At 55.2% G+C, this 22,413-nt stretch carries 25 protein-coding genes; 4 read left to right on the top strand and 21 right to left on the bottom strand.

Annotation, left to right across the window (positions count from 1 at the left end; all coding sequences use genetic code 11):
* Positions 1-330: 330 nt before the first annotated feature.
* The 7 genes from BQ5591_RS07775 to BQ5591_RS07745 all read right to left on the bottom strand — a co-directional run bounded on the left by BQ5591_RS07775 (position 331) and on the right by BQ5591_RS07745 (position 5,473).
* Entirely contained in the window at positions 331-2,367 is a 2,037-nt protein-coding gene (locus BQ5591_RS07775) for a TraG family conjugative transposon ATPase (RefSeq protein WP_083380902.1), read from the bottom strand.
* Complete coding sequence (locus BQ5591_RS07770; protein ID WP_071148924.1) at positions 2,364-2,696, bottom strand: DUF4133 domain-containing protein; 333 nt, start codon at positions 2,694-2,696, stop codon at positions 2,364-2,366. Before BQ5591_RS07770 ends, BQ5591_RS07775 begins: the two co-directional genes overlap by 4 nt.
* A 42-nt stretch (positions 2,697-2,738) precedes the next feature.
* Positions 2,739-3,050, bottom strand: coding sequence for a DUF4134 domain-containing protein (locus BQ5591_RS07765; protein WP_055220740.1), 312 nt, complete (start codon positions 3,048-3,050; stop codon positions 2,739-2,741).
* A 173-nt stretch (positions 3,051-3,223) separates the two neighbouring features.
* A complete protein-coding gene (locus tag BQ5591_RS07760; RefSeq protein ID WP_071148923.1) occupies positions 3,224-3,913 on the bottom strand; it encodes a conjugal transfer protein TraD in 690 nt (229 codons plus the stop codon).
* 2 nt (positions 3,914-3,915) lie between these two features.
* A complete protein-coding gene (locus BQ5591_RS07755; protein ID WP_071148922.1) occupies positions 3,916-4,269 on the bottom strand; it encodes a DUF3408 domain-containing protein in 354 nt (117 codons plus the stop codon).
* A gap of 27 nt (positions 4,270-4,296) precedes the next feature.
* The gene (locus BQ5591_RS07750) at positions 4,297-4,707 is read right to left on the bottom strand and encodes a DUF3408 domain-containing protein (protein ID WP_071148921.1); all 411 of its coding nucleotides are present in this window, start codon (positions 4,705-4,707) and stop codon (positions 4,297-4,299) included.
* A gap of 4 nt (positions 4,708-4,711) precedes the next feature.
* Complete coding sequence (locus tag BQ5591_RS07745) at positions 4,712-5,473, bottom strand: ParA family protein (protein ID WP_071148920.1); 762 nt, start codon at positions 5,471-5,473, stop codon at positions 4,712-4,714.
* Between the two features lie 34 nt (positions 5,474-5,507).
* Here BQ5591_RS07745 and BQ5591_RS07740 point away from each other — a divergent pair, with 34 nt between their 5' ends.
* The 4 genes from BQ5591_RS07740 (at position 5,508) to mobC (ending at position 10,115) form a co-directional block, all read left to right on the top strand.
* The gene (locus tag BQ5591_RS07740; protein WP_235817058.1) at positions 5,508-6,020 is read left to right on the top strand and encodes a hypothetical protein; all 513 of its coding nucleotides are present in this window, start codon (positions 5,508-5,510) and stop codon (positions 6,018-6,020) included.
* A gap of 382 nt (positions 6,021-6,402) precedes the next feature.
* Positions 6,403-6,843 carry a conjugal transfer protein MobA gene (mobA, locus tag BQ5591_RS07735; protein ID WP_071148919.1) on the top strand — a complete coding sequence of 147 codons (441 nt, stop codon included), beginning with the start codon at positions 6,403-6,405 and terminating at the stop codon, positions 6,841-6,843.
* Positions 6,822-8,069: a conjugal transfer protein MobB gene (gene mobB / locus BQ5591_RS07730; RefSeq protein WP_071148918.1), complete on the top strand. Its 1,248-nt coding sequence runs from the start codon at positions 6,822-6,824 to the stop codon at positions 8,067-8,069. Before mobA ends, mobB begins: the two co-directional genes overlap by 22 nt.
* 36 nt (positions 8,070-8,105) lie before the next feature.
* Positions 8,106-10,115: a conjugal transfer protein MobC gene (gene mobC, locus BQ5591_RS07725; RefSeq protein WP_071148917.1), complete on the top strand. Its 2,010-nt coding sequence runs from the start codon at positions 8,106-8,108 to the stop codon at positions 10,113-10,115.
* 54 nt (positions 10,116-10,169) lie between these two features.
* Here the strand turns inward: mobC and BQ5591_RS07720 are convergent, their stop codons facing one another.
* The 14 genes from BQ5591_RS07720 to BQ5591_RS07650 all read right to left on the bottom strand — a co-directional run bounded on the left by BQ5591_RS07720 (position 10,170) and on the right by BQ5591_RS07650 (position 22,400).
* The gene (locus tag BQ5591_RS07720; protein WP_071148916.1) at positions 10,170-10,580 is read right to left on the bottom strand and encodes a hypothetical protein; all 411 of its coding nucleotides are present in this window, start codon (positions 10,578-10,580) and stop codon (positions 10,170-10,172) included.
* Between the two features lie 170 nt (positions 10,581-10,750).
* On the bottom strand, positions 10,751-11,704 hold the full coding sequence (locus BQ5591_RS07715) for an Abi family protein (RefSeq protein ID WP_071148915.1): 954 nt from the start codon (positions 11,702-11,704) through the stop codon (positions 10,751-10,753).
* Between the two features lie 212 nt (positions 11,705-11,916).
* On the bottom strand, positions 11,917-12,744 hold the full coding sequence (locus tag BQ5591_RS07710; protein WP_235817057.1) for an RteC domain-containing protein: 828 nt from the start codon (positions 12,742-12,744) through the stop codon (positions 11,917-11,919).
* Positions 12,741-13,199, bottom strand: a complete 459-nt coding sequence (locus tag BQ5591_RS07705; protein ID WP_159434442.1) for a bifunctional DNA primase/polymerase — start codon at positions 13,197-13,199, stop codon at positions 12,741-12,743. The genes BQ5591_RS07710 and BQ5591_RS07705 overlap by 4 nt, the downstream gene beginning before the upstream one ends.
* 276 nt (positions 13,200-13,475) lie before the next feature.
* Positions 13,476-14,786, bottom strand: coding sequence for a sigma-54-dependent transcriptional regulator (locus tag BQ5591_RS07700; RefSeq protein ID WP_071148912.1), 1,311 nt, complete (start codon positions 14,784-14,786; stop codon positions 13,476-13,478).
* Positions 14,761-17,211, bottom strand: a complete 2,451-nt coding sequence (locus BQ5591_RS07695; RefSeq protein ID WP_083380901.1) for an ATP-binding response regulator — start codon at positions 17,209-17,211, stop codon at positions 14,761-14,763. The genes BQ5591_RS07700 and BQ5591_RS07695 overlap by 26 nt, the downstream gene beginning before the upstream one ends.
* 96 nt (positions 17,212-17,307) lie before the next feature.
* A complete protein-coding gene (locus BQ5591_RS07690) occupies positions 17,308-18,153 on the bottom strand; it encodes a helix-turn-helix transcriptional regulator (RefSeq protein ID WP_083380900.1) in 846 nt (281 codons plus the stop codon).
* Between the two features lie 132 nt (positions 18,154-18,285).
* Entirely contained in the window at positions 18,286-18,690 is a 405-nt protein-coding gene (locus BQ5591_RS07685) for a hypothetical protein (RefSeq protein WP_159434441.1), read from the bottom strand.
* Between the two features lie 30 nt (positions 18,691-18,720).
* Positions 18,721-19,134, bottom strand: coding sequence for a hypothetical protein (locus BQ5591_RS07680; RefSeq protein WP_071148909.1), 414 nt, complete (start codon positions 19,132-19,134; stop codon positions 18,721-18,723).
* Between the two features lie 430 nt (positions 19,135-19,564).
* The gene (locus BQ5591_RS20780) at positions 19,565-20,443 is read right to left on the bottom strand and encodes a WG repeat-containing protein (RefSeq protein WP_083380899.1); all 879 of its coding nucleotides are present in this window, start codon (positions 20,441-20,443) and stop codon (positions 19,565-19,567) included.
* Positions 20,444-20,464: 21 nt separating this feature from the next.
* Positions 20,465-21,025 carry a DUF4948 family protein gene (locus BQ5591_RS07665; RefSeq protein WP_071149377.1) on the bottom strand — a complete coding sequence of 187 codons (561 nt, stop codon included), beginning with the start codon at positions 21,023-21,025 and terminating at the stop codon, positions 20,465-20,467.
* 241 nt (positions 21,026-21,266) lie between these two features.
* Complete coding sequence (locus BQ5591_RS07660) at positions 21,267-21,716, bottom strand: hypothetical protein (RefSeq protein ID WP_235817056.1); 450 nt, start codon at positions 21,714-21,716, stop codon at positions 21,267-21,269.
* Complete coding sequence (locus BQ5591_RS07655) at positions 21,692-22,123, bottom strand: hypothetical protein (protein WP_071148907.1); 432 nt, start codon at positions 22,121-22,123, stop codon at positions 21,692-21,694. The genes BQ5591_RS07660 and BQ5591_RS07655 overlap by 25 nt, the downstream gene beginning before the upstream one ends.
* Before the next feature lie 22 nt (positions 22,124-22,145).
* Positions 22,146-22,400 carry an immunity 17 family protein gene (locus tag BQ5591_RS07650; protein WP_071148906.1) on the bottom strand — a complete coding sequence of 85 codons (255 nt, stop codon included), beginning with the start codon at positions 22,398-22,400 and terminating at the stop codon, positions 22,146-22,148.
* Positions 22,401-22,413: the final 13 nt, after the last annotated feature.

The following is a 22,413-nucleotide window of genomic DNA, read 5'->3' as shown; positions in this document are numbered from 1 at the left end:
AGAAGGTTATCCGACTGCATCCCTTTTGGGTTAGAGCCCAGTATCATTAGCAGCTCATTCGAAGTTACGACGTTTATCAACGGTTCACATTACGTTATTCATACCATTCAGCCTAGCTCCCCTGTCGTTCGATACTAACGGCAGTTGTCATCCCCTCACGGTTCAGACTTCTCCTTTCGGAAGGGCTTCATTGTTGGTTCTGTTACCGCACGGGTTCATTGCTTAATACCGCACGTTCCCATAGGCTACTGTTGACGGAACAACAGGTTCAATCGTTCTATTTCCAACTCGTGGAATGAAAGTTGAACAATCATATACAAGACTTACATGTCACAGCCAAGCCTCCTCCACGATAAGCTGTTTTCGGACGCCTTTCAGCCGCCGCATCTTGTTGATAAATGCTTCCATGATGATAATCGTAACCACCGGAAAAAGCTCGGCATTATCCTTCACCGAATCAATTTCGAAGACCACGAACCGCTTGTGCAGCAGGTCGATGTTCTCCGTGGAGTTGAGCAGGAAGTCGTACCGTCCGCCCCGGTAATACTGCCGGAGCGTGGTCAGGAAGTTGTCGATGTTGAAGTCCGTCTTCGCCACCTTGATGTAGCGTTCCTCCATCTCCTTGCGGTACACGTCCCGCATGTACTCGTAGAACGAGTCGAACGACGGCACGATGCTCCTGTCCTGCTGGATTTTCAGGATGTAGGCGTTCACCGCGCTGCCCAGTTCCGCCGACTCCGTTTTTGTGGCGGGTTCGTTCTCGCTTTTCCACAGGGTAAGCAGCAGAGTCTTGATGCTGTCCTTCTTTTCCACGTCGAACAGCCCGTCGTCCGTGTAGAACGGGTTGAACGAGATGGGCTTTTCCTCCGTGTAGGTGAAGTAGATGCCGTCCCTGCCCTTCGTCTTGCGGTGTATCATCTCGCACAGCCCTTGGTAGGAGTTGCCCGTATCGACCAGCACCACGTGGGATCCTTGTTCGTAATACTGCCTGACAAGGTGGTTCATGAAGAATGACTTGCCGCTTCCCGAAGGGCCCAATACGAACTTGTTTCTGTTCGTCGTCACGCCCCGCTTCATCGGCACGTCGGAGATGTCGATGTGCAGCGGCTTGCCGCTGATACGGTCCGCCATGCGGATGCCGAAGGCGGAGGGCGAGTCCTTGTAGTTGGTCTCGCCGGCGAAGAGGCACACCGCCTGCCCGATGAACGTGTGGAACGCTTCTTCCGCCGGGAAGTCGGCGGCGTTGCCGGGGATGCCCGCCCAGAACAGCGTCGGGCAGTCCGTCGTGTTGTGGCGCGGCACGCAGCCCATGCTCGCCAACTGGCTGCCTACATCGTTCTTGATGCGTTTCAGTTCCTCCGCGTCGTCGCTCCACGCCATCACGTTGAAGTGGGCGCGGACGGACTTCAGCCCCTGCGAGTGCGCTTCGTTCAGGTATTCCTCCACCCACTCACGGTTGATGACGTTCTGGCGGCTGTACCGCGAGAGCGACTGCATGTTTCTCGCCGTTTTCTCGAAGCGGCGCAGTTCCTCGTCGCTGTTGCCGATGAGCACGTACTGGTTGTATATGTGGTTGCAGGGAAGCAGCAGCCCCACGGGGGCGGCGAACGACAGGCGGCAGTCCGAGCGGTCGGTCGAGAGCCGTTCGTAACGGCTGTCCGTGGCCACCGCAGCGGGCAGGTCTTCCGTGTCCGACAGGGTGTGCAGGCACAGCCGGTTGTCGCCGATGCGCATCTCCCTCGCCGTCATTTCCATGTCCTCCAGACAGTCCACATTGCCCGGCGAGAGCGCGAAGTACCTGCCTATGATGCCCGTTTCCTTTTCCGTGCCCGTAAGCTCGTCATCGGAGAGCCGGCGCAGCCGGATGTGCCCCGAATCGTTCAGGATACGCGCGAACTGTTCCACCGCCTCGATGAACTTCACCGCCGTTTCCTTGTCCTGCATCTCCTTCGGCACGATGTGCCCCCGGCACAGGGTGTTCCAGTTGCTCTGCTGCCTCATGCGCTCCTTTGTCGTCTTCGTCAGGAACAGGTAGCACTTGTGATGGAGGAAAGGTCTTTCGTTGAAGTGCATCTCGTAGCTGCGGGCAAGGAAGCCCATGCCCTCCCTGCCTGTGTCGGGGCGGTACCGCTCTTTCACGTACCAGTCCTGCTTGTGCAGCACCGAGTAGTCGGGCAGCACCTTTATCGCCTTGCACCACGTGGCGTGGATGGCCTCGTACTCCTCTGCCGTGACGGTATAGACCTCCGGCAGTTCCACCTCGAAGGCGGCGGTAATGTCCGCGTCCTTCGAGACGATGCAGCCGTGCTCCACCGAGAGCAACGGGAAGCGGCTTTCCAGCGTGGTGGCTTTCATTACATTTCTCATACGTTTCTTCCTTTCTTTTTTCGTCTTAACAGATTGGACACCCGTCTGCGGTGGAGCACATGGCGGGGGCGCATCCGTGCCGCGCCCAGCTTCATCAGCCCGTGTTCGCCGTACTTCGCGTTCAGGCGGAACGTGAGCCAGACGGTGGCGGAAGCCGACACCACACCGAAGCCGATGCAGAGCCACTGGCCCGCGCCTGCCATGTACAGGATGACAAAGAGGATGAAGGCGGCAAGCAGTCCGCCTGCGAAGATGAACAGGTATTGCGCCTTCAGTCCCTTGAACTCCACCGGACGGCCTATGCCCTTGTTGATAGGGTATTCAGCCATTGTCCTTATACCTTATTATATATGTATAGGTATGCCCGTTTATTAAAGGAAGAACGAACGGAGAATCGTCGCGCTCACAATCAGGAAGATGCACGCCCCGAACCAGCTCGCGGCGGTCTTCGAGGTGTCGGGGTCGCCCGATGAGAACTTGCCATATACCTTGATGCCCCCGATAAGCCCGACGACCGCTCCGATGGCGTAGATGAGTTTCGTGCCGGGGTCAAAATAGCTGGTCACAAGGTTGGTAGCCTCATTGATGCCCGCCATGCCGTTGCCTTGTGCGGACGCTGAGATGTTTGCAGCCAGCAGAAGGGCTGCGAGAATGATTTGTTTTTTCTTCAATGTCTTTGTCATAATCGTTTCTTTTTTTGTGCCTCCGGGTTGGATAGTCCCTTTGGCGGTTGATACTTGTTTTTACTTCTTGCGGCTTTGGATGAAGCCGGCTTGTGGATTTAGTGGTTCGGTGGCAAGCCGAAGTTTAGCCGTAGTCGATTTTCTTTTTTCGCATCATTGTTTCGTTTTACTTGTTATACAAAATCACGGATATTGAAATCCTCAATATTGTCCGGCACGTTGGGGACTGTAGTCCGTACCGCCGTCGGGGTCGGTTCCTTCCGTATGGCGGCGGAAACGCTGTCCATATAGAAGTCCATCAGTTCGTTCAGTTTCCTGCGGGTCGCTTCCGAACTCTTTTCTATCATCGCGAACAGCTCGTTGCCCTTCATGTCGCAGAACACCATCCCGGCATGGCGGCGTTCCTCCCTTGTGACTACCGGTTTCTTTACCGTCCGCATGGCAAGGTCGATGTCCTCGAAGGTCAATCCTCCCGCCTCATGGGGTTCACCGTCATATTCCTCGTCCTCGTCATATTCTGCCATGTCCGACACGCGGCTGTCTGCAAACACCTCGTCCAGTTCCCCGTCGGGCACTTGGCGAGGATGGCGTTCCGGTGTTTCGTCGGCAAAGGTAACGTCCTTTTCGTCCACATCTTCACTTTGGGCATCCGTGGCAGCATTTGGCTTCATTGTGGCAGCTTGTGGCTTCCTTTCCGCCATTCGGAACCGGCTTTTCCCCACAATATCGTCGGGCATTCCTTTCATTTCGCAATCCTTCCCCTTGCCGTCTTCCGCCTTGTTGTCTTCCCGGCGTTCCCAAGTCAGGTAGATGACCATCCACAGGTTGAAGGCCATCATCAGCACAATCAACAGCTCGGCCATGATTAAAGCGGTTGAGAGGATTCACGGCGTATCAGGGCATTGATGTCGTCCCCGTAGGTCCGGAGGTGTTCCTCCAGCACGTTCTCGATATACCCGCCGATGGTACTGCCGTTCACGCCCAATGTCCGCACGATACGGGAGAGTTTCCCGTGCATCTCGCGGCTGAGGTAAATGCACTGGCGGTGTGTCCCCTGCCGGGGCTTCAGGTAGCGGAGGAAGCCGGCAGCCTTTTCCGTCCGGGCGTCGTCCACGATGTGGATGACCACATCCGCCGCTTCCGGGTTCTTCACTTGGGGAGTGTCCGCCTCCGGGCAGCCATTCCCCTTTTTCTTTGTTCTCGCATTAAAAAATCCCATCTTGTTTTCGTTTTTAAGGGTGAATAATCAATAAATGTCCTCGTAATTTTTCCGGTATAACCGGCGGATCACTTCCTCGTACTCGCGGAAGTGTTGCTCCAGCACGCGGTCCACATAGACCGACAGCGTAAGCCCGTTTTTCCCGATGACTTGCACGATGCGCTGTATCCGTTCATGGTAACTCTTGCGGATGTAAGCGGTCTTGCCCGAACACACGGGAACTCTCGGAGCGTATAGGAAGCGTTCCAGATAGGCCTCTTCTTTCTTCGCCTCTTCCTTTCTCGTCTTTGCCTGCGGCTTCTCCGCCGCGCTTGCCGCTTTCTCCGGGGCATTTCCTTCCGTCACGGCCTCTTCCGGGGCGGCGGGCGCGGGCATCTCCGGACGGAACGAGTCCAGGAACTTGCCGGGGTCAATATCGACATCGAGTTTCTTCGCCATCGGTTCAACGCTTTACGATGCCGAGTATTTCTTCCGCAAGGGCGTCGATGCCGCTCCCTTTTGCCAGCGCCTTGTCCGGCGGCAGCAATGTGGAGCGGAAAAACGGGCGGTCGCCTTCCTCCGAGCCTTCCTTGCGGAAACGCTTGCTGTCGGGCAGGCTGGTGTTCAGCACTTCAAGCCCCATCCCGACTATCACCTTGTCGTAGATGTCGTACAGGTCGGTCTTCTCGCGCTTGTCCACCATGTTCCACAAGAGGCGGATGCCCTTGATGTTCGACTTGCCGGTGGTGATCAACGTGTCGTTGATGATGCTTGCATATTTCAGCGAGCTTTCCATGATGAAACGGTCGGCGGCTATCGGGCAGAAGATGTAATCCATTGTCGCTACTGTCTTGATCAGTCCGAGGTTGTTCACCGTGCCCGTCAGGTCGAAGAAGATGAAATCGGGCGGTGTCGCCGACTCAATGAAGGGCTTGACCGTTTCTATCGCATTGTCGGGTCGGCTGCCCACGATCGGGTAGGCACGTTTGCCAATGCGCTTGAACTGGTCGTATGCCAGCTTGCGCAGGTACGGGTTGCGTTCGATGTTCTTCAGGTCACGCTCGCGCATGTCCTTGATGCTGAACTGGGGATAGTCGCAGTCCACGACCGCCACGTCATACCCCTTCACGTAATACAGGTAACTCGCCATCAGCACGGTGAGTGTCGTTTTGCCGGCCCCTCCCTTCTGGGTGGAGAAGGCGATGAACAAAGGTTCTTTTTTCATGCTTTCTTTTTTATTTATCGTTAAACATCAGCTCATGGTCTGGCAGGCAGCCGCCCGTGCAAACAGGCTGGCAGTCCGGCATCCTGTCCTGCCCTTGTGCCTTTCTGCCGGCAGGCAGGCACGGGGGCAGGCAGGAAGGCAGGCGGGAGGGCAAGGATGCCAGCCCGACGGCAGGAAGGCGTGCCGGCCATTCCGACTGCAAAGGAAAGGGACTTTCGCCAAGGTTGTATCACTCCGCCGGTGCGTGGCAGCATTTGGCTCCGATGTGGCAGCTTGTGGCGTTGTTCGCCCGCCTTTGCCGCCGCTTTCCCTGTCGCTTCCTCCGTTTGCACATCTTTTAATCCCGACCGTCCCGTTGCGTTCTTGCCTGTATGCCCCCGTGCCGGCAGGCAGGCACAAGGGCAGGCAGGGATGCAGGCGGAAGGGCAAGGATGCCAGCCCGACGGCAGGAAGGCGTGCCGGCCATTCCGACCGCAAAGGAAAGGGACTTTCGCCGAACTTATGTCCCTTTGCCCTTGCGTGGCAGCATTTGGCGCCGATGTGGTAGCCTGTGGCGTTCCTCAGCCCCTTTCCGACCCGGATTTACCCCCTACCTTTGCACCCAAGCGGCAGGGCAATGCTCCCGGCGCGTACCGCAGGCCCCGGCTCCGTCCTTCTTTTGGGCAGCCGGAGGGTATCGGGCGACCGATACCCAGTCAAGTCGGGAATGACAGGTTTACCCCAATCCGTCTGCTACGGATTTTTGTGTCCTCTAAGACACAGCAAGGTGTCCTTTGAGTAACTCAAAGGGTTTCGGGTTACTCCCGAAACGACCTTGCCCCTTGCGGGGAGGGGCTTCCTCTCCGAAGTCGGGAAGCCTGTTTTTCCTACCTGCGGTGCGGTTGCCGGAAGCTGCGCTTAGGCCGTGACACCACTAAATCCATTGTAATATGAACGAGAACAAGAACGGGGCTGCAAGCCCCAAGTGGGGGCGGCACCCGAAAGAAAGCCGCAAGTCGCACTGCGTGATGGTGCGTTTTGACGACGGGGAATGGCTCAGGTTCCTCGCCATGTACGAGAAGTCCGGCGTGTACGCGAAGGCGGTGTTCCTGAAGGCGCACTTCTTCGGGCAGCCCTTCCGGGTATTGGTCACGGACAAGGCTCTGCTCGACTACTGCACGAAGCTCTCCGCCTTTCATGCGCAGTACCGTGCCATCGGCAACAACTACAACCAAACGGTCAAGGAACTGCGTTGCCATTTCTCCGAGAAAAAGGCGATGGCATTGCTCTACCGGCTGGAGCAATGCACGAAGGAACTGGCGGCATTGATGCGCCAAGTCATGGAACTGTCCAAAGAGTTTGAGGGAAGATGGTCGCAAAAATCAATGTAGGCACGTCGCTGTACGGCGCACTCGCCTACAACGGACTGAAGGTGAACGAGGGCGAGGGCAAGCTCCTCGCCGTGAACAAGGTCTTCGACGACGGCAGCGGACGGGTGGACATCGCCCGTGCCGTGGGGGACTTCCGGCGCTATATGCCGGAGAACGTGCGTACACGGAACAAGGTCATCCACATCTCCCTCAATCCGCATCCCGACGACCGCCTGACGGACATGGAGATGGAACAGCTTGCACGGGAGTATCTGGAAAAGCTGGGCTACGGCGACCAGCCCTTTCTTATCTTCAAGCACGAGGACATCAACCGCCACCACCTGCACATCGTTTCCGTCAATGTGGACGAGCGGGGCAGGCGGCTGAACAAGGACTTCATCCACCGCCGCAGCAAGCGCATCACCACCGAACTGGAACGCAAGTACGGTCTGCACCCCGCAGACCGCAGGCAGCACCGCCATGACAACCCCTTGCGGAAAGTGGATGCTTCGCAAGGCGACGTGAAGCGTCAGGTGGCGAACACCGCCAAGGCGGTCATGGCGACCTACAAGTTCCAGACGATGGGCGAATACCGCGCCCTGCTCTCCCTCTACAACATTACGGTGGAGGAAGCCCGTGGCAACGTGGACGGGCGCGAGTATCACGGGCTGGTCTATGCCGCCACCGACGATGCCGGGAACAAGGTGGGCAATCCTTTCAAGGCATCCCGTATCGGGAAGTCCGTCGGCTATGAAGCCGTGCGGCGCAGGTTTGAATTTTCCAAAGGGCAGATCCGCGACAAGCGTCTGGCGGATATGACACGCAAGACCGTCGCCGCCGCGCTCGCCCGGACATACCGCAAGGAGGAGTTCATCGACCTGCTTCATGCAAAAGGCGTGGATGTGGTGTTCCGCCACACGGACGAGGGGCGCATCTACGGGGCGACCTTCATCGACCACCGCACGGGCTGCGTGCTGAACGGCTCGCGCTTGGGCAGGGAGTTTTCCGCCAACGCCTTGCAGGAGCATTTCACCCTGCCGTATGCCGGCACTCCGCCGATACCGTTCACTTTCACGGAGGACACGCCACAGGCAGACATCCGTTCCTATGAGGAACACGACGAGGGGCACTCCACCGGCTTGGGGCTGCTCGGTGGCGATGCATCGGGCGCACAGGCTCAGGAAGCCGCCTTCGAGCGTGACCTCAAACGCAGGCGGAAGAAACGCCGCAAGGGTTTGGGGCTGTAATCCATTTTTTCATCAACTTAAAAAAGAAACAGATTTATGTCACAACAGGAAGACGATTTGAGGGCATTGGCGAAAATCATGGATTTTCTGCGTGCCGTAAGCATTTTAATGGTGGTCATCCACCTCTATTGGTATTGTTACGAAGCCGTAAGGCTGTGGGGCATCGACATCGGCGTGGTGGACAGGGTACTGATGAATTTCGACCGCACCGCAGGGCTGTTCCGCTCCATCCTTTATACGAAACTCTTTGCGTTGGTGCTGCTGGCACTCTCGTGTCTGGGCACGAAGGGGGTCAAGGAGGAAAAAATCACGTGGGCAAGGATTTGGACGGTGCTTGCCGCAGGGCTGGTGCTGTTCTTTCTGAACTGGTGGATATTGTCCCTGCCGTTGCCCGTAGAAGCAAACGCGGCATTGTACACCGCCACCGTTGCGGCGGGCTATGTCTGCCTGCTGATGTCCGGCACATGGATGAGCCGCCTTCTGCGCACCAACCTCATGGAAGACGTGTTCAACGTGGAGAACGAGAGTTTCCAGCAGGAAACGCGGCTCATCGAGAACGAGTATTCGGTGAACCTGCCCACACGCTTCTATTACAGGAAGAAGTGGAACGACGGGTACATCAACGTGGTAAACCCGTTCCGTGCGTCCATCGTGTTGGGCACGCCGGGCAGCGGCAAGTCGTATGCCGTGGTAAACAGTTTTATCAAGCAACAGATTGAGAAAGGTTATTCAATGTATATCTATGATTTCAAATTCAGCGACCTTTCGACTATCGCCTATAACCATCTGCTGAATCATGGCGATTGTTACAAGGTCAAGCCGAAATTCTACGTGATAAACTTTGACGACCCGCGCCGCTCGCACCGCTGTAATCCCATTCACCCCGATTTCATGGAAGACATTACCGATGCCTACGAGAGTGCCTACACGATAATGCTCAATTTGAACAAAACTTGGGTGCAAAAACAGGGCGACTTCTTTGTGGAGTCACCGATTATCCTGTTTGCCGCTGTGATATGGTTTTTGCGCATCTACAAGGACGGCAAGTATTGCACCTTTCCCCATGCCATTGAACTCTTGAACCGCCGTTACGAGGACGTGTTTCCTATTCTCACCAGCTATCCCGAACTGGAGAACTACCTTTCCCCGTTCATGGACGCATGGCAGGGCGGCGCGATGGAACAGCTTGCCGGACAGATAGCGTCGGCGAAGATACCGCTATCCCGTATGATTTCCCCGCAGCTCTATTGGGTCATGTCCGACAGCGAGTTTACCCTCGACATCAACAATCCCGACGAGCCGAAGATACTCTGTGTCGGCAACAACCCCGACCGTCAGAACATCTACGGTGCGGCATTGGGCTTGTACAATTCACGCATCGTGAAGCTCATCAACAAGAAGGGCAAGCTGAAGTCGGCGGTAATCATAGACGAGCTGCCTACCATTTACTTCAAGGGGCTGGACAACCTTATTGCCACTGCCCGAAGCAACAAGGTGGCGGTCTGCCTCGGCTTTCAGGACTTCTCACAGTTGAAGCGCGACTACGGCGACAAGGAAGCCGCCGTAGTGATGAACACGGTGGGCAACATCTTCTCCGGTCAGGTGGTGGGCGAAACCGCCAAGACCCTTTCGGAGCGTTTCGGCAAAATCTTGCAGAAGCGGCAGAGCATCACCATCAACCGCGAGGACAAGTCCACCTCCATCAACACGCAGATGGAGAGCCTTATCCCGGCGAGCAAGATTTCCACGCTAACGCAGGGCATGTTCGTCGGGGCGGTGGCGGACAACTTCAACGAGCGCATCGAGCAGAAGATTTTTCATTGTGAGATAGTGGTGGATGCCGAGAAGGTGAAACGCGAGGAGCAGGCTTACAAGCCTATCCCCGTCATCACGGACTTCACCGATGCCGACGGCAACGACCGCATGAAAGAGATGATTCAGGAGAACTACAACCGCATCCGTGCGGAGGTGCGGCAGATTGTCGCCGACGAATTGCAGCGCATCCAGTCCGACCCCGAACTGCAACACCTGTTGCAGAACAAATAGGTACGCCATAGGCGAAAAGAGAAAATCCGTAGCTCGGTTCAATTCACGACCGGGTTACGGATTTTCCTTTTCTTGTATCTTCTTTTCCGCTTTGAGCAGCTTGTTGAGGGGGGAAATGACAAGGGTCATCAGATAGTTTTTCAACTCGCTGTCTTCCTTCATCAAGATGCCGTATTCTTCGGCGAAGGCTTCCAACATCCATTTCCGGATGTCTGCCATATCCTCCCCGAAAGGTATCAGCCGGTTCTCATTCCAATAGGAGGTAACGGCAGACACAAACATTGACTTGAAAGCCGCCTTTTGTTCCGCGTTCAGTTTCTTGTAGCGTGTCCTTTCTGTAACGGGCGGTTCGCTGTATGGCATGACGGATACCGGGTCATAGACGGACACCAAGTCGCCGCCGTAATCAATGATTATCGGCAAGTCTGGCTTTATACCATGTTTCCGCTTTTTCTTTTTCGCCATCGTGTTTGGGAAAATATGCCGCTATAAATGAAGAACGCCCCCCAAGTATGCTGCCTTGCGGCTCGCCTGGGAGGCTTATTATCTTTTAGTTTATAACTGCCTTGTTAATCTTGTGATGCAAAGGTAGGCATTTTTTCTTGAACGACAAGCGTATGAAGCCGGAAATATGACTATTTCCAGATTTTTTCGTTTTCCCAACCCTCGGCAAAGCCCATTGCGGAAAGTGGAGCTACGCTTTTGTATTCATTGACCAACGCTTTTAGCCTGTCTTTGAACGAGGAAGTAGGATTGGCTGTTTGTAAGAGATACCCCAACATACAGAAAAAATAATATGCCTTGCCACGCTGTACCGTATCCGGATTGCTTATCCATACCAAATTTTTGGAAAAATGCAGTTTTTCAGGAACGATGCTCATATCCCTGTTCCAAAGCCTTGCATGGTGGGCGCACAGGTTACGCACGTAGTTCATGGTATGCAACCATGAGCAGAATGTCTTGGGAGGCAATCCGAAATAACCGGCTATACCGTTGATGTCCGCTCTATTCTTCAATCCCGTACAGATACGGGACAGATGGTTGAAATACATGATTTCCACACTCATCCACGAAGGAGGATTGACCGGATTGTCATATTTGTTCCGGTAGTGCTGGATGAATACCTCCGCACGGTTGCTGTGCAATTGGTCGCTGATATGTTTCTGGATTTCGGCATACACATCGAATGTCACGATTGAACCGTCACGCAGCACACGCCGTTCCGGGGCTTTGAATATGGAGGGATTGTCTTGCCAATGGGAACCGTATTTGTGGCTTAACTGGTAAATGATTTGTGTCCGGACGGCGATTTCCAGCCGTTCAATGGCATCGAACACGAGCAGGCGCAATTTCCGGTCGAATACGTACAGGTCATACACCATGTCCCATGTCGTGCCTTCCTTGAAGTTGTCAATGATTGTGCCGTTCTCCTTTTTCTTATAAGGCAGCATATAGGCACTGAGCCGGTAATAGCTGATGTTGGCGAGCAGTCTCTCCGCCCGTGGTATGTCCGAAACAGACATGCCCCTTGATTGCAACAGGGCGACTTGTTCCGTATAGCTCAAAGGCGGTTTCTTATATGTTTCCATTCTGTATGCTTTATAAAATTGAGCCACCTTTTAAGGTGGCGAGCCTTAGCTTTTTCCATCTAAGGGGGATAATTGTTACAAAAGTAATCTTTTTCATGGAGAAAACAGGCAAGGAATAGTCTTTTCTTCACGGATGCGTATAAAAACAGGCAAGGAGACGCCTCACGCGCCCCCTTGCCCGGTCTCAAAAGAAAATATATGAATGAAATGATTTATCTTTTCCGCATCCGTTCCCGCTCCTCGTCCTCCTGCATACGCCGGTTCAGCTTCTCCGCCGCCTTGTCGAAGAAATAGGTGCGGCTGTCGCTCTTACGCCGCTTGATGTCGGCATAGGCGTTGTAGCATTGCTTGTCCTTCAGCTTCAGGCCAAACAGCTTGCCGAAGCCCAGCAGCAGCTCGGTCACGCCCGTCTCGCCGCCGTTGATGCACTTCAGCGAGTCCAGCCCATACACCATCTCCACGAAGTCGGAGAGGTTGCCCGTCCACCGCATGAGCAGGGCATCGGCAGGAGTGTCGTCTTTCTTTTCGTCTTTGAAGGGGATGGAGGATAGTGGCGGCACTTGGGTCTTCACGCCGTCGAGCAGGTGGCGCACCAGCGACAGCGCCTTTTCCACGCAGGGGCTGGCACGCCCGCCGGCATATTGGCTGACGGCACACAGTTCCGCTTCCGCAAAGGCGAGCGTGAAATGCAGGTGGCGGGGGCTGCCGCCGCCCGTATAGACGGCGAATATCTGTTCTGAAAACTCGGTATAGGCGGCTTCCTGCTCCGGGAGGCTCATCCCTTTCTCTTTGGCGAGGCGAAGCAGCCCGCCGCTGGTCAATGTTCGGTAATCCATATCGGTTATTCTTTTTAGTTCGTTGATGACGGTCGGTTGCCGTACCGTAAAGAATAAGCCAAATGGTATGCCGGTTATGCCCGCACGAAGTGAAAAACAATGTAATATACTGATAGATAAGCAGATAAAAATTTTAAGTTCGGAAAGTCGGAAAAATAAAATCCTCTCATTTGAGAGGACTGACAGAACCGTTGAGAGAATCATTCCGTCTTTTTCCGATAGACCAGCCGGCAGATGCCGTTGCCGAAACTCCGGCTCTGGCGGAGCGTCCATGCCGAGGCACGGGGCAGGTCTGCCAGCGGCGAGAGACCCCCGCCGGAAAGCTGCGGCAGCAGATAGACCACCAGCTCGTCCACCATACGGTAGAGGAACAGCCCGCGAAGCAGCTCCACCTGACCGGCGTCTGTCACCTCGGCCACATAGGTGCAGCCCTCGCTCATGCTTTTCAGTTCGCACATCAGGTCGATGAGCGGATAACCGGGAGGAAGCGTGAACGTGCAGCGGCTGAGCCACAGCGGAAGGCCTTCCCGGTCGTGCCGGAACCATTCCATCCATTGCCCGCCAGCCGGCGGAAGATACCCGTCGAGGGTGAGTGCCATGATTACCTGTATCTTTGCCATACCTCTTTCCGTATTAAAAGCCGAAAGCGTGAAACCCACGCGACTCCGGACAGAGGCTCTGGTAAGCCCGAAAACAGAAGTGCATGGGCTCACGCTATAAGGTATAGCATAAGCCTCACGCAACAGCTTCCGTTTCTTGAAATGTACCAGATTTCTGTCCGAAACTCTTGCGACTTATGTATAATATCGGCAACAGACACCGTCCGTCACCGTTATTCTTCTATGTCTTTGGCCCGGCCATTGCCATGAACAGCCAAACCGGTTACAAATGTACGAAATCCGACCGAAATTCGGGCAGGATACGCCGTTTTTATTTCACTTCACCCCGTACTTCTTCATCTTGCGGTACAGCGTCGCCTCGCTGACGTGCAGTAGCGCGGCGGCGTGACCCCGGTGTCCGCCGCACAGGGCGAGTGCCTTCTCTATCGAGGACCTCCATTCCGCGTCGCCCTTCGGGTGCGGGTGGATGCCGCCGGTAAGGGAGGACGTGCCGCCGTCGGGGAGGTCCAGTTCCTCCGTACCCACCAGCGGGCTTTCCGCCAGCAGCACGGCACGGCGCACACGGTTCTGCATCTCGCGGATGTTCCCCGGCCACGGGTAGGACAACAGACGTTCCTCCGCCTCCGGCGTGAAACCCTCCGTCGGCTTGCGCAGCTCGGAGGAGAAACGCTCCCGGAAGAAACCCGCCAGCGGCAGGATGTCCGCACGGCACTCGCGCAGCGCGGGCAGACGTATCTCGAACTCGGCGAGACGGTGGTACAGGTCTTCCCGGAAGCGGCTCTCGCGGATGCCTTGCGCCAGATCCTCATTGGTGGCGGCGACGATGCGCACGTCAGCCCTCCGTTCCCGGTTGCCGCCCACCGGCGTGTAAGTACCCTCCTGCAACACACGCAGCAGCATGGACTGCGCCTCATACCCCAACGTGCCTATCTCGTCGAGGAACAGCGTGCCGCCTTCGGCCATGCCGAAATACCCTTCCGTGTCCTTCTCCGCACCCGTGAACGAGCCTTTGGCGTGCCCGAACAGCAGCGACGGGGCAAGTTCTTTCGAGATGACGCTGCAATTCACCGCCACAAAGGGCATCAGGCGGCGGTCGCTCTCCTCGTGTATCCGGCGGGCGACGGACTCCTTGCCCGTACCGTTGGCGCCGAGGATAAGCACGGACACCTCCACCGGGGCAACCAGTGTGGCCATGCGTTCTACCTCACGTGCCGCAGGGCTGCCAAGCCGGAACAGGGTTTTTCCGCCTTGCGGCAGCGATAGCGAGGGACGCAGCAGCTCACGGACGGTATCGAGCAGACGCTCCGGATCTACGGGCTTGGGCAGATAATCGTCCGCACCCGACTTCACGGCACGCACCGCGTCAGGGTAGTTCGCATACCCCGTCATTACCACAAAGGGCACGTGACGGTGCCCGCCGTTCAGCCACTCCAGCAGCGACAGCCCGTCGCCTTTGGGCAGGCGCACGTCAGCCAGAACCAGGTCAAAGCCCGACTTGCGGATGAGCCTGCGGGCGGAAGGCTCGTCGATGGCTGTCTCCACCGCATACCCGCACCGTTCCAGACGGTCGCGCAGACGCTGTGACAGGGCGATGTTGTCTTCAACGATCAGTATCTTCTTTTTCATCTTCCATTCTTTTTATTTCAGCGGCGGCCTCGGTTATCAATGCGCCCAGACGCCCGATAAGCCGTTCCGTTTCCTTATTTATCTTGCTGTCACCGCCTTCCCTGTCGTGGAGCGTCCGGCGGTAAGCGTCTAATTCGTTCTCGATGCGCAGCAGTTCCCACATGGGGTACATCCGGTGTACGGTCTCGCGCAGTTCCAGCCGGTTGGAACATGCCGCCGCTTCTCGCAGGGCGGCGATGTCGCGCCGGCTTTCCTCGATGAACATCTCCAGCAGTTTCCGTTTGTCGCTCACCTCGGCGGTCAGCGAGGCGAAATCGGCGGTGGAAGCTGCGTCTTCTTGGGGCTCGCCCGTCCGCCATGTGACGGAGGAGAGGAAGACCAGCAGTTCCGGCGAGGAAAACGGCTTGCGTATGTACCCGGCGAACCCGGCTTTCAGGTAATTCTCACCGTCCGTGTCACCCCGTGCGGTCATGGCAGCCACCGGCAGGCTGCGGGACTGCCCGATGTGGGACTGGCGCAGCAGCCGTAACAGGTCGAACCCGTTTGTGCCCGGCATCTGGATGTCGGTCAGCAGCAGGTCGAACTCCCCGCCGCGCAGTTCCCGTACCACCTCCTTGACGGTGCGGCACGTTCGGCAGCAGATGCCGTTGCGTTCCAGTATCTCGCCCGTTATCGTCAGTTGCACGGGGTCGTCGTCCACCACGAGGACACGTTGGGGAAGACGACCGCCCGTGCCGGGCGGGGCGGACGGCTCTTCCACAACCTCGTCCGTTTCCGCCAGCGGCAGCGTGACCGTGAACGTGCTGCCCGCCCCCGGACGGCTCTCCACGCTGATCTCACCGCCCAGCAAACGCACCAGCCCCTGTGTGATGGACAGTCCGAGTCCGAACCCTTCCGCGTTGGTCTCCGGCGCGGCACGCTCGAAGGGGGCGAAGATCCGCCGGGCGGTCTCGCCGTCCATGCCGATGCCCGTGTCCGACACCCTGAGCCGCAGAAAGCCGTTCCCGTAACAGGTCTCCAAGATGATCTTCCCCGCCTCGGTGAACTTCACCGCGTTCGAGAGCAGGTTGTCGGCGATCTGCTCGATGCGGTCGGCATCGCCCCGGACCGTCACGTCCGTGTCGGAACGCTCGTCCGAGAGCAGCAGCCCCTTGCTGTTGGCCGTGTGCGTGTATTCCTCCACGATGCGGTCCAGCAGACCGCCGAGACGGAACGGCACCTCGTTCAGCGTCTCCTTCGACTCGTTCAGGCGCGACAGGTCGAGCAGGCTGTTGGCAAGGCGCATGATATGGCGGGAAGCGTCGAGGATGTTCTCTAAATAGGCATTGCGCCGTTTCCGGTCTCTCGTGTTCATCGCCAGCTCCGCGCTGCCGCTGATGGCGTTCAGCGGACCCCGGATGTCGTGCGACAGGGTCACGATGATGCGCTTGCGTATCTCCAGCATCTCATGCCCCTTGCGGTGTGAGTCCTCCAACTCACGGCGGTCACGGTATTTCCGGCGGATGTCACGGTAAATGAACACGTAAAGCAGCAGGGCGCACAGCAGTCCCGCCGACGAGATGGCGCATATCAGGGCGAAAGCCTGCTCACGCAGGGCGGACACCCGTTGCAGGCGTTCCTCCGTGCGCAGCATGGCGTCCCGCTCGAAATCGTTTACCAGACGGTTGATATGGCGGTTCAGCAACCGGTTACGACGCTCCAGCGAGTCAGACAGGGCACGGTATATCTCCTTCTGTTCCCGCAGGGCGGCGAACACGTCATCACGGAACTGCCGCATGTCACGCACATGACGGGAGTTCGGCACGACACGCACGGTACTCGCCCCATACGTCCCCTCATTTCCGTCCTTTCCCTTTTTCTTCTTGGGCTTGAACCAGTTCCAGAAACTTTTCTTGCTTTTCTTTTCGCTTTCCTGTACCGGTGCGCTGACCACACGGTCCGGCACCGAGGCGGACTGTTCCAGCGGGGGCAACCGCTCGCTGAGCAGACTGTCCATGCGGCTGGCCGTCGAGGGCGTCTCCGCCAGACGGAGAATCTGGGTCTTTTTCTCGGCAAGCAGCAGCCGCACCGTGTCGATGCGGCTCTGTTGCAGGGAGTCGGGATAGGCGTCGCCTAACCTTTTCAGTATCTCCGACATCCGGCGGTCCTTCTCTTCGTAGGAGCGCAGGTCGTCCTTGTCCCACAGCAGGGCGCCGTCGCTGTAAAGCAGCAGGGCGATAAGGCTCTTGAAGGCGTCGTTCGTCAGTTTCCGCTGTCCGAGCATTGCCCGTTCCTCCTGTTCGGCTTGCTGGAACACCCGTTTCTCGTACCACACGGCATAGACGATGCCGCCTACCAGCAGGGTAAGCAGCAGATAGCCCGAAAGGATCTTGACCTGCAAGGTTCCTTTCGGGCGGGGTGTGGGCACTGTATGTCGTTTTCCCATGAACTTTGCGGATTCTACAAAAGCGCAAAGTTAGGAGGGTATGGGTGAAGCCTTGTTCTGATTTTCTGCGGAAAATTTCTGATTTCCGGCGGACATTCATCCGGCTGCGTCTTTCCGCATTTGCGAGGGGGATTTCCCGAAGTTCCGCCGGCAGTAGTCCGACAGGGTCGATAGCGACTGGAAGCCGTTGCGCACGGCTATGTCGGACAGCGGAATGGAGGTATCTGACAGCATGGCGAGGATGTCTTCCTTGCGGCGCTCGCGCAGCCATCCGGCCACCGGCTGCCCGAACTCCTCCTTGAACCGCTCGCGGAACACCGTTTCCGACTGGTGGCAGCGGGCGGCCAGCTCACCTGCGGTCAGGGTGCCCACGGGCATGCGCCCGGCCATGAGACGTACCGCCTCCCGGAAACCTCCGCACCGGAAATCCGGCAGACAGCGTTCCACCCGGTGGAAGTCCGCTTCCGTCAGAAAACAGGGATAATCCTCGTCCCCTTCAAGCAGGCGTCGCCATTCTTTCAACGCTAGCCCAGTCATCAGGTTGTACAGGGTGTTCAGGTACGGGTGCTCGCCATGGAGCGTCATACGCCCTGCCACCTCCATGCAGAACAGTACCCCGGCACGGTGTTGGGTGCGGTAATAATGTACGGAAATGTCCCTTACATAGCCCAATGCGGTGTTGTCCCGGCAATGGGCGGCCAGCAGGTACAGGACGCACCATGTCCTGTCGTCTGGTGACGGGGCGGTGGCTGCCTTGCGCAATTCTTCGGTGAGCCACCGCACGGCGTGAACATTCTTCGCTGGCTGTTTCAGCACCGTCCATGTGTCCGCGCGGCGCAGGTCCACGAGGTCGGCCGTCTTCTCCACTTCTTTCAGCCATTCCCGCCACTCCGTGCCGAGGGCGGCATATTCCAACATGTCAAATAAATTATCACTCATCATATATGTTTCGTCTTTATTTTAATCCTTCCGTTTTTCCTTTCTTCATATTCCATTTGACTTTATTGTCATGCTCCAACCGATGCCGTCTGTGTGAGCCAAATGATAATCCGGACTGGAATACAATAAGGCTTGTCAGAATGGTATGAAGACCGGTATCATCTTTTGCGACCACAGGTACATTGACAAGGCTACAAATGCAAGCGTAAATAAAACAAACAGCAGCGAGAGTGTTCCCCACAAAAACTTTCTGGGTTCTTCCTCCACCTCTTTTTTTATACGTTCAAAAGCCCCATTTTTACGCAAGGAATGATTACGAATCATCCAAAGAATAAAACCTCCACCAAGTAAAATAAGTACATACAAAAGCCCGTAGCAAGGAATTAAATTATAACCTGTTAATCCATCTATCAAAAATACAATCCCCGAATATACGCAAAAGTCAAGCTCTACAACAAACAACATTGCCGTATAATCTCCTGCAAGTGTCTCCCGCCGGAATTGATAAAACTTTATATAGGTATATTTCCAGACATTCATATCATTTGGCATTAAAGGTTATTACCGTTGTTACAAGGGTTCTAAAAATCTCAACCCATTTTTGCCAACATAGCAGCAAAACAAGAAAAAGAGAACCACAAATATAATATACAGGATGGACAAAATCCCCCAGAGCATCTTCCGAGGCTCCGCTTCGACTTCTTTCCTTATGCGCTCGAACGCATCTCCTTTGCACATGGAACGGTTGCGAAGCCATCCAATGGTTAGCGTCCCCAATATATAAAGAGCAAAGAAGAATGGCTCGTATTTCGTGGACAATACATTATCCACTAATCTGTCGATAAGTATCAGTATTCCAAAATACAGGAACATATCAAGAAATGCCACAAACAACATGGCCGCAAAATCGTCCGCGCCGTCTTTTCCGATTACCCTGCGGCGTATCTTGAAGAACTTGATATATATGTATTTCCAGACGTTCATATCAATTCACTAACGATACCGACTTAAAAAATGCCGCCCAGGTCAGAATGAAATAGCAAAATGCCCATAAACTTCCCCAACTTCGTCGTCTCTTGGATTTTACCGCATACTCCTGAATCATATTTGAGAACTTTTCCTTGGCGAAATATCTCTTATATACAAAAGCAATGAATGGAGCCATTATGATGATTATACAAATCCAAGAAGTCAGCTCGTATCTTGTCGTTACCGGTATATATGCGAGCACATCAATGGACGTGTAATAATTGAGAAGATTCAGCAAAGTAAGTACATTCGCAAACAGGCATACTGAAACAACCATCACTGAATCCATCTTCCCGTTATTATCTTTTCTTTTTTGAGCGCGTCTCAGTTTGTAGAAAAAACGATATATCCAATATACTATTTCTTTCAACATAAGCTCTAAGTTTTAGTGTCCTTCTGTTTGTTTCTTATACTTCGGAGAATCGACGGTTAAAGGCTCCAATATCTTCCTTACCTTTTGCACCGCCTCTTTTCCGTCATGGAACAGGCTGCACCACACGACGACCAGTTTCCTTTCCTCTGTGAACACAAGGCATTGTTCCGGGGATTCCGGCGCCCATTTCAAGGCGTAGTACTCCTTTTTCCCAATGGCATTCAAGCAGCGATTGAAATCCGGGTTATTGGACGACAGGATGTCCACCGTTATCCAGATATTTCCTCCCTGCAGGGAATCCGTTCCGGGCACTTCGAGGTAATGGCGGACATCGCAGTATCCAGCTCGGTCGGCCATGCGCTCCGCTTCTCCGCATCCGTTCAGGGAGGATGCCAGCTCTGCCAGGACAGGCCGTATCATGTTTTCATGGATGCCTGCGCATTGCTCTTTATCTGCATCGTCTGTTATTATGATGGAATCACCCGTATAAGTGTACCGTAAGCTCTGCAGCAGCCGGTAATCCGGCAGCTTGTTCCCGTTCCGGTCGATATAATACCATCCGTCGCTTTCCCAATAATGGTACTCTCCGCCGGAACCGGGCACCTCTTTCCGTTGGCCGGAATCCGTTACCTTTGCCCTGCCTCCCTCAAAGGGATAGCCGAAAGCAAAACGGGGGCGGATGACCGTCTTTCCCTCTTTGTCGGCATAGCCGATGCGTCCTTTCCTGTCCACGATACGGTACAGCCCCTCACTGGAATAATCGTCGCCGTTGTCGTATTGGAAGACCGTGTAATGCCGTGCGCAGCCGCAGCCGCACAGAATCATGGCGACACACAGGAATATTATGTTTCCCTTTGTTTTCAGCCCGTATTTCCGTTGTCCCTTCTCCATATACGTCAGTTAAGTTATCGGTCAGTTGTCATGCTCCAACTGAATGTACCAGTCTCCCTTAATCCGTTTGTACAGCGTGGTGTCGTTGTATGCCTTGCGGTATATCTCGTTCAAATCTCCGTGTTCCGTGACGTGCCCGTCGGGATGGTCTTCCAGTCCCGGATCGTACACGAAGTCCTTGCTTGTCCCGCCAATCGAGTAGCCGTGCGAGAAGTACGGCACGCTAAGGCTCGTGTAAGTGGTGTCCTGCCCGTCCCAACCGGACTTCTTCATCGCCTCTTTCTTCGCCTCCTTCCCGTAGTAGAACACCCGCTCACAAGAGATTGCCGCCAGCAGCGAGTCCAGCCTATGCCGGTCTTCCGTGGAGATTCCTTTCAGGCAGGCGGTGTCCTGCGTGTCGTAGGGCGGATAGTACATTCCGTAGGGACAGCGGGCAATGACCTCCCGAAGCGTCTCGAACGCCGCCTCATGCGCGAGGAAGTGCTGTGTCATCTCCTCGTCGGACGGTGGCACGGGAGGAGCGCCGCACCCTGCCGCAAGCAGCAGCGCCGTCCACATTAAAATCGGTATGTATTTTCGTATCTTGCCTTTCATTTGCATACAAAATTATAAAAAACACCTCGCAATCCTGCCGTAAAAGCCGGAAAAATGGTACATTTACGCTCAATTTTCAATATGCTTCCTTGGAGTCTTCCTGATGATTCATTTCGGCTTTTGGAAGTTAGGAAGCTGTTTGTGACCCGTTTCAACACTTTAAGTTTTCCGCTTATTTCAATGAACCTTTCCACCGTTGTGGAACTTCAGCGCTGACTCCGGCTTAGTATTATAAGTAGGGAAACGCAATGTTCACCGCTACCACCAACGCCACGATAGCCGCAATGTAAATCACCATCGCCCGTTTCCAGTAGCGGGGATGCTCACGCAGTTCCTGCCGGACTTCCTTGCGGATTTTCTTGTCATCCAGAAATCCCAAGGGAATGACCATCAGCAGCAAAGCCAGCACCGACACGCCGTAAAAGACGACCTTCTGACAGTCGGATTCCAGATGCACATACCCGTCTTGTCCCGCCGCCGCGAACAGAGTGCCGTTCAGCAGGAGCAATTCGGGGAGGATGGTCAGGGCATATATCCCGGCCCCCAACGCCTTGCGCTTCCTTTTGTTGTTCCAATCGGTGAAATGGCTATGCATGATTTTATGCAGCATCACTAATATGTAGAAGAAGCGGCAAAACACGTTCCGACTGTCTGTCATTTGATAGTTTTGTCTATCCATTTTAGTACTGTTCCCCATAAGGGTATATTGGCGACAAGCAAAAAGCCAAGAGAGAACAGAAAAAAGTAACACCGGGCAGGGCTGAACTTGCGTCCCGCATAGTGCCGCATGACCGCCTTCCGCCGGGAGGGTGGATATATCCTGCCGGGCAGATAGACTACCACGCTACAACCAACAATCATGGCGATTACAAGGAAATCGCGTACAGGAGGGTCGAAACATAAGACGATGGTAATTATCGGCCCAAGGACAACAACCATGATGCAAAGCATCAGCATACTATCCCCGTCGGGCCGACGTGGCTCGCCTTTGTAATGCTGCTGCGCCATTTCTCCCAACCAAAACAAATAGTCGAAGAAATAGTAGCGTCGTGGCCGCTCTTGCTCTTTATATTCCTGTTTCCTCATAAGGCATTCCGTTTTTCGTTTCCTACGCCGTGGCAAAATAAAGGCACGCCACACCTGCCAGGGCGATGACCAGCAATGCGCCCACACAGATACGCAACGCCTTTTCGCCGAAAGTGTCGCGCACCCAATACCATCCCCACCGGTTCGGCTCGTAGGTCCATTTCCACCCGCATATCACGCCGATGAGCCACAGCAGCAGGATGCCGCCCGCTATCAGATAGCCGTAGCGGGGATTCTCGGCTATCCACTCAAAATGTCTGTCTATCTGTTCGTTCATTGTCTGTATTATT

Source organism: Bacteroides ndongoniae, from assembly GCF_900108345.1.
GTDB lineage: Bacteria > Bacteroidota > Bacteroidia > Bacteroidales > Bacteroidaceae > Bacteroides > Bacteroides ndongoniae.
Note: the sequence above shows the minus strand (reverse complement) of the source record. Positions and strands in the feature narration are given on the sequence as shown.

Excerpts from the sequence above, each read along its gene's own strand:
- BQ5591_RS07740 (WP_235817058.1), top strand. The coding sequence starts at position 5,508 with ATGGTCTGGCAGGCAGCCGCCCGTGCAAACAGGCTGGCAGTCCGGCAT.
- BQ5591_RS07700 (WP_071148912.1), bottom strand. The coding sequence starts at position 14,786 with ATGAAAAAGAAGATACTGATCGTTGAAGACAACATCGCCCTGTCACAG.
- BQ5591_RS07650 (WP_071148906.1), bottom strand. The coding sequence starts at position 22,400 with ATGAACGAACAGATAGACAGACATTTTGAGTGGATAGCCGAGAATCCC.
- mobC (WP_071148917.1), top strand. The coding sequence starts at position 8,106 with ATGTCACAACAGGAAGACGATTTGAGGGCATTGGCGAAAATCATGGAT.
- BQ5591_RS07750 (WP_071148921.1), bottom strand. The coding sequence starts at position 4,707 with ATGGCGAAGAAACTCGATGTCGATATTGACCCCGGCAAGTTCCTGGAC.
- BQ5591_RS07680 (WP_071148909.1), bottom strand. The coding sequence starts at position 19,134 with ATGAACGTCTGGAAATACATATATATCAAGTTCTTCAAGATACGCCGC.
- BQ5591_RS07715 (WP_071148915.1), bottom strand. The coding sequence starts at position 11,704 with ATGGAAACATATAAGAAACCGCCTTTGAGCTATACGGAACAAGTCGCC.
- BQ5591_RS07685 (WP_159434441.1), bottom strand. The coding sequence starts at position 18,690 with ATGAATGTCTGGAAATATACCTATATAAAGTTTTATCAATTCCGGCGG.
- BQ5591_RS07710 (WP_235817057.1), bottom strand. The coding sequence starts at position 12,744 with ATGATTCTCTCAACGGTTCTGTCAGTCCTCTCAAATGAGAGGATTTTA.
- BQ5591_RS07655 (WP_071148907.1), bottom strand. The coding sequence starts at position 22,123 with ATGAGGAAACAGGAATATAAAGAGCAAGAGCGGCCACGACGCTACTAT.
- BQ5591_RS07690 (WP_083380900.1), bottom strand. The coding sequence starts at position 18,153 with ATGATGAGTGATAATTTATTTGACATGTTGGAATATGCCGCCCTCGGC.
- BQ5591_RS07760 (WP_071148923.1), bottom strand. The coding sequence starts at position 3,913 with ATGGCCGAGCTGTTGATTGTGCTGATGATGGCCTTCAACCTGTGGATG.
- BQ5591_RS07660 (WP_235817056.1), bottom strand. The coding sequence starts at position 21,716 with ATGGATAGACAAAACTATCAAATGACAGACAGTCGGAACGTGTTTTGC.
- mobA (WP_071148919.1), top strand. The coding sequence starts at position 6,403 with ATGAACGAGAACAAGAACGGGGCTGCAAGCCCCAAGTGGGGGCGGCAC.
- BQ5591_RS07755 (WP_071148922.1), bottom strand. The coding sequence starts at position 4,269 with ATGGGATTTTTTAATGCGAGAACAAAGAAAAAGGGGAATGGCTGCCCG.
- BQ5591_RS07770 (WP_071148924.1), bottom strand. The coding sequence starts at position 2,696 with ATGGCTGAATACCCTATCAACAAGGGCATAGGCCGTCCGGTGGAGTTC.
- BQ5591_RS07765 (WP_055220740.1), bottom strand. The coding sequence starts at position 3,050 with ATGACAAAGACATTGAAGAAAAAACAAATCATTCTCGCAGCCCTTCTG.
- BQ5591_RS07695 (WP_083380901.1), bottom strand. The coding sequence starts at position 17,211 with ATGGGAAAACGACATACAGTGCCCACACCCCGCCCGAAAGGAACCTTG.
- BQ5591_RS07775 (WP_083380902.1), bottom strand. The coding sequence starts at position 2,367 with ATGAGAAATGTAATGAAAGCCACCACGCTGGAAAGCCGCTTCCCGTTG.
- BQ5591_RS20780 (WP_083380899.1), bottom strand. The coding sequence starts at position 20,443 with ATGGAGAAGGGACAACGGAAATACGGGCTGAAAACAAAGGGAAACATA.
- mobB (WP_071148918.1), top strand. The coding sequence starts at position 6,822 with ATGGTCGCAAAAATCAATGTAGGCACGTCGCTGTACGGCGCACTCGCC.
- BQ5591_RS07745 (WP_071148920.1), bottom strand. The coding sequence starts at position 5,473 with ATGAAAAAAGAACCTTTGTTCATCGCCTTCTCCACCCAGAAGGGAGGG.
- BQ5591_RS07720 (WP_071148916.1), bottom strand. The coding sequence starts at position 10,580 with ATGGCGAAAAAGAAAAAGCGGAAACATGGTATAAAGCCAGACTTGCCG.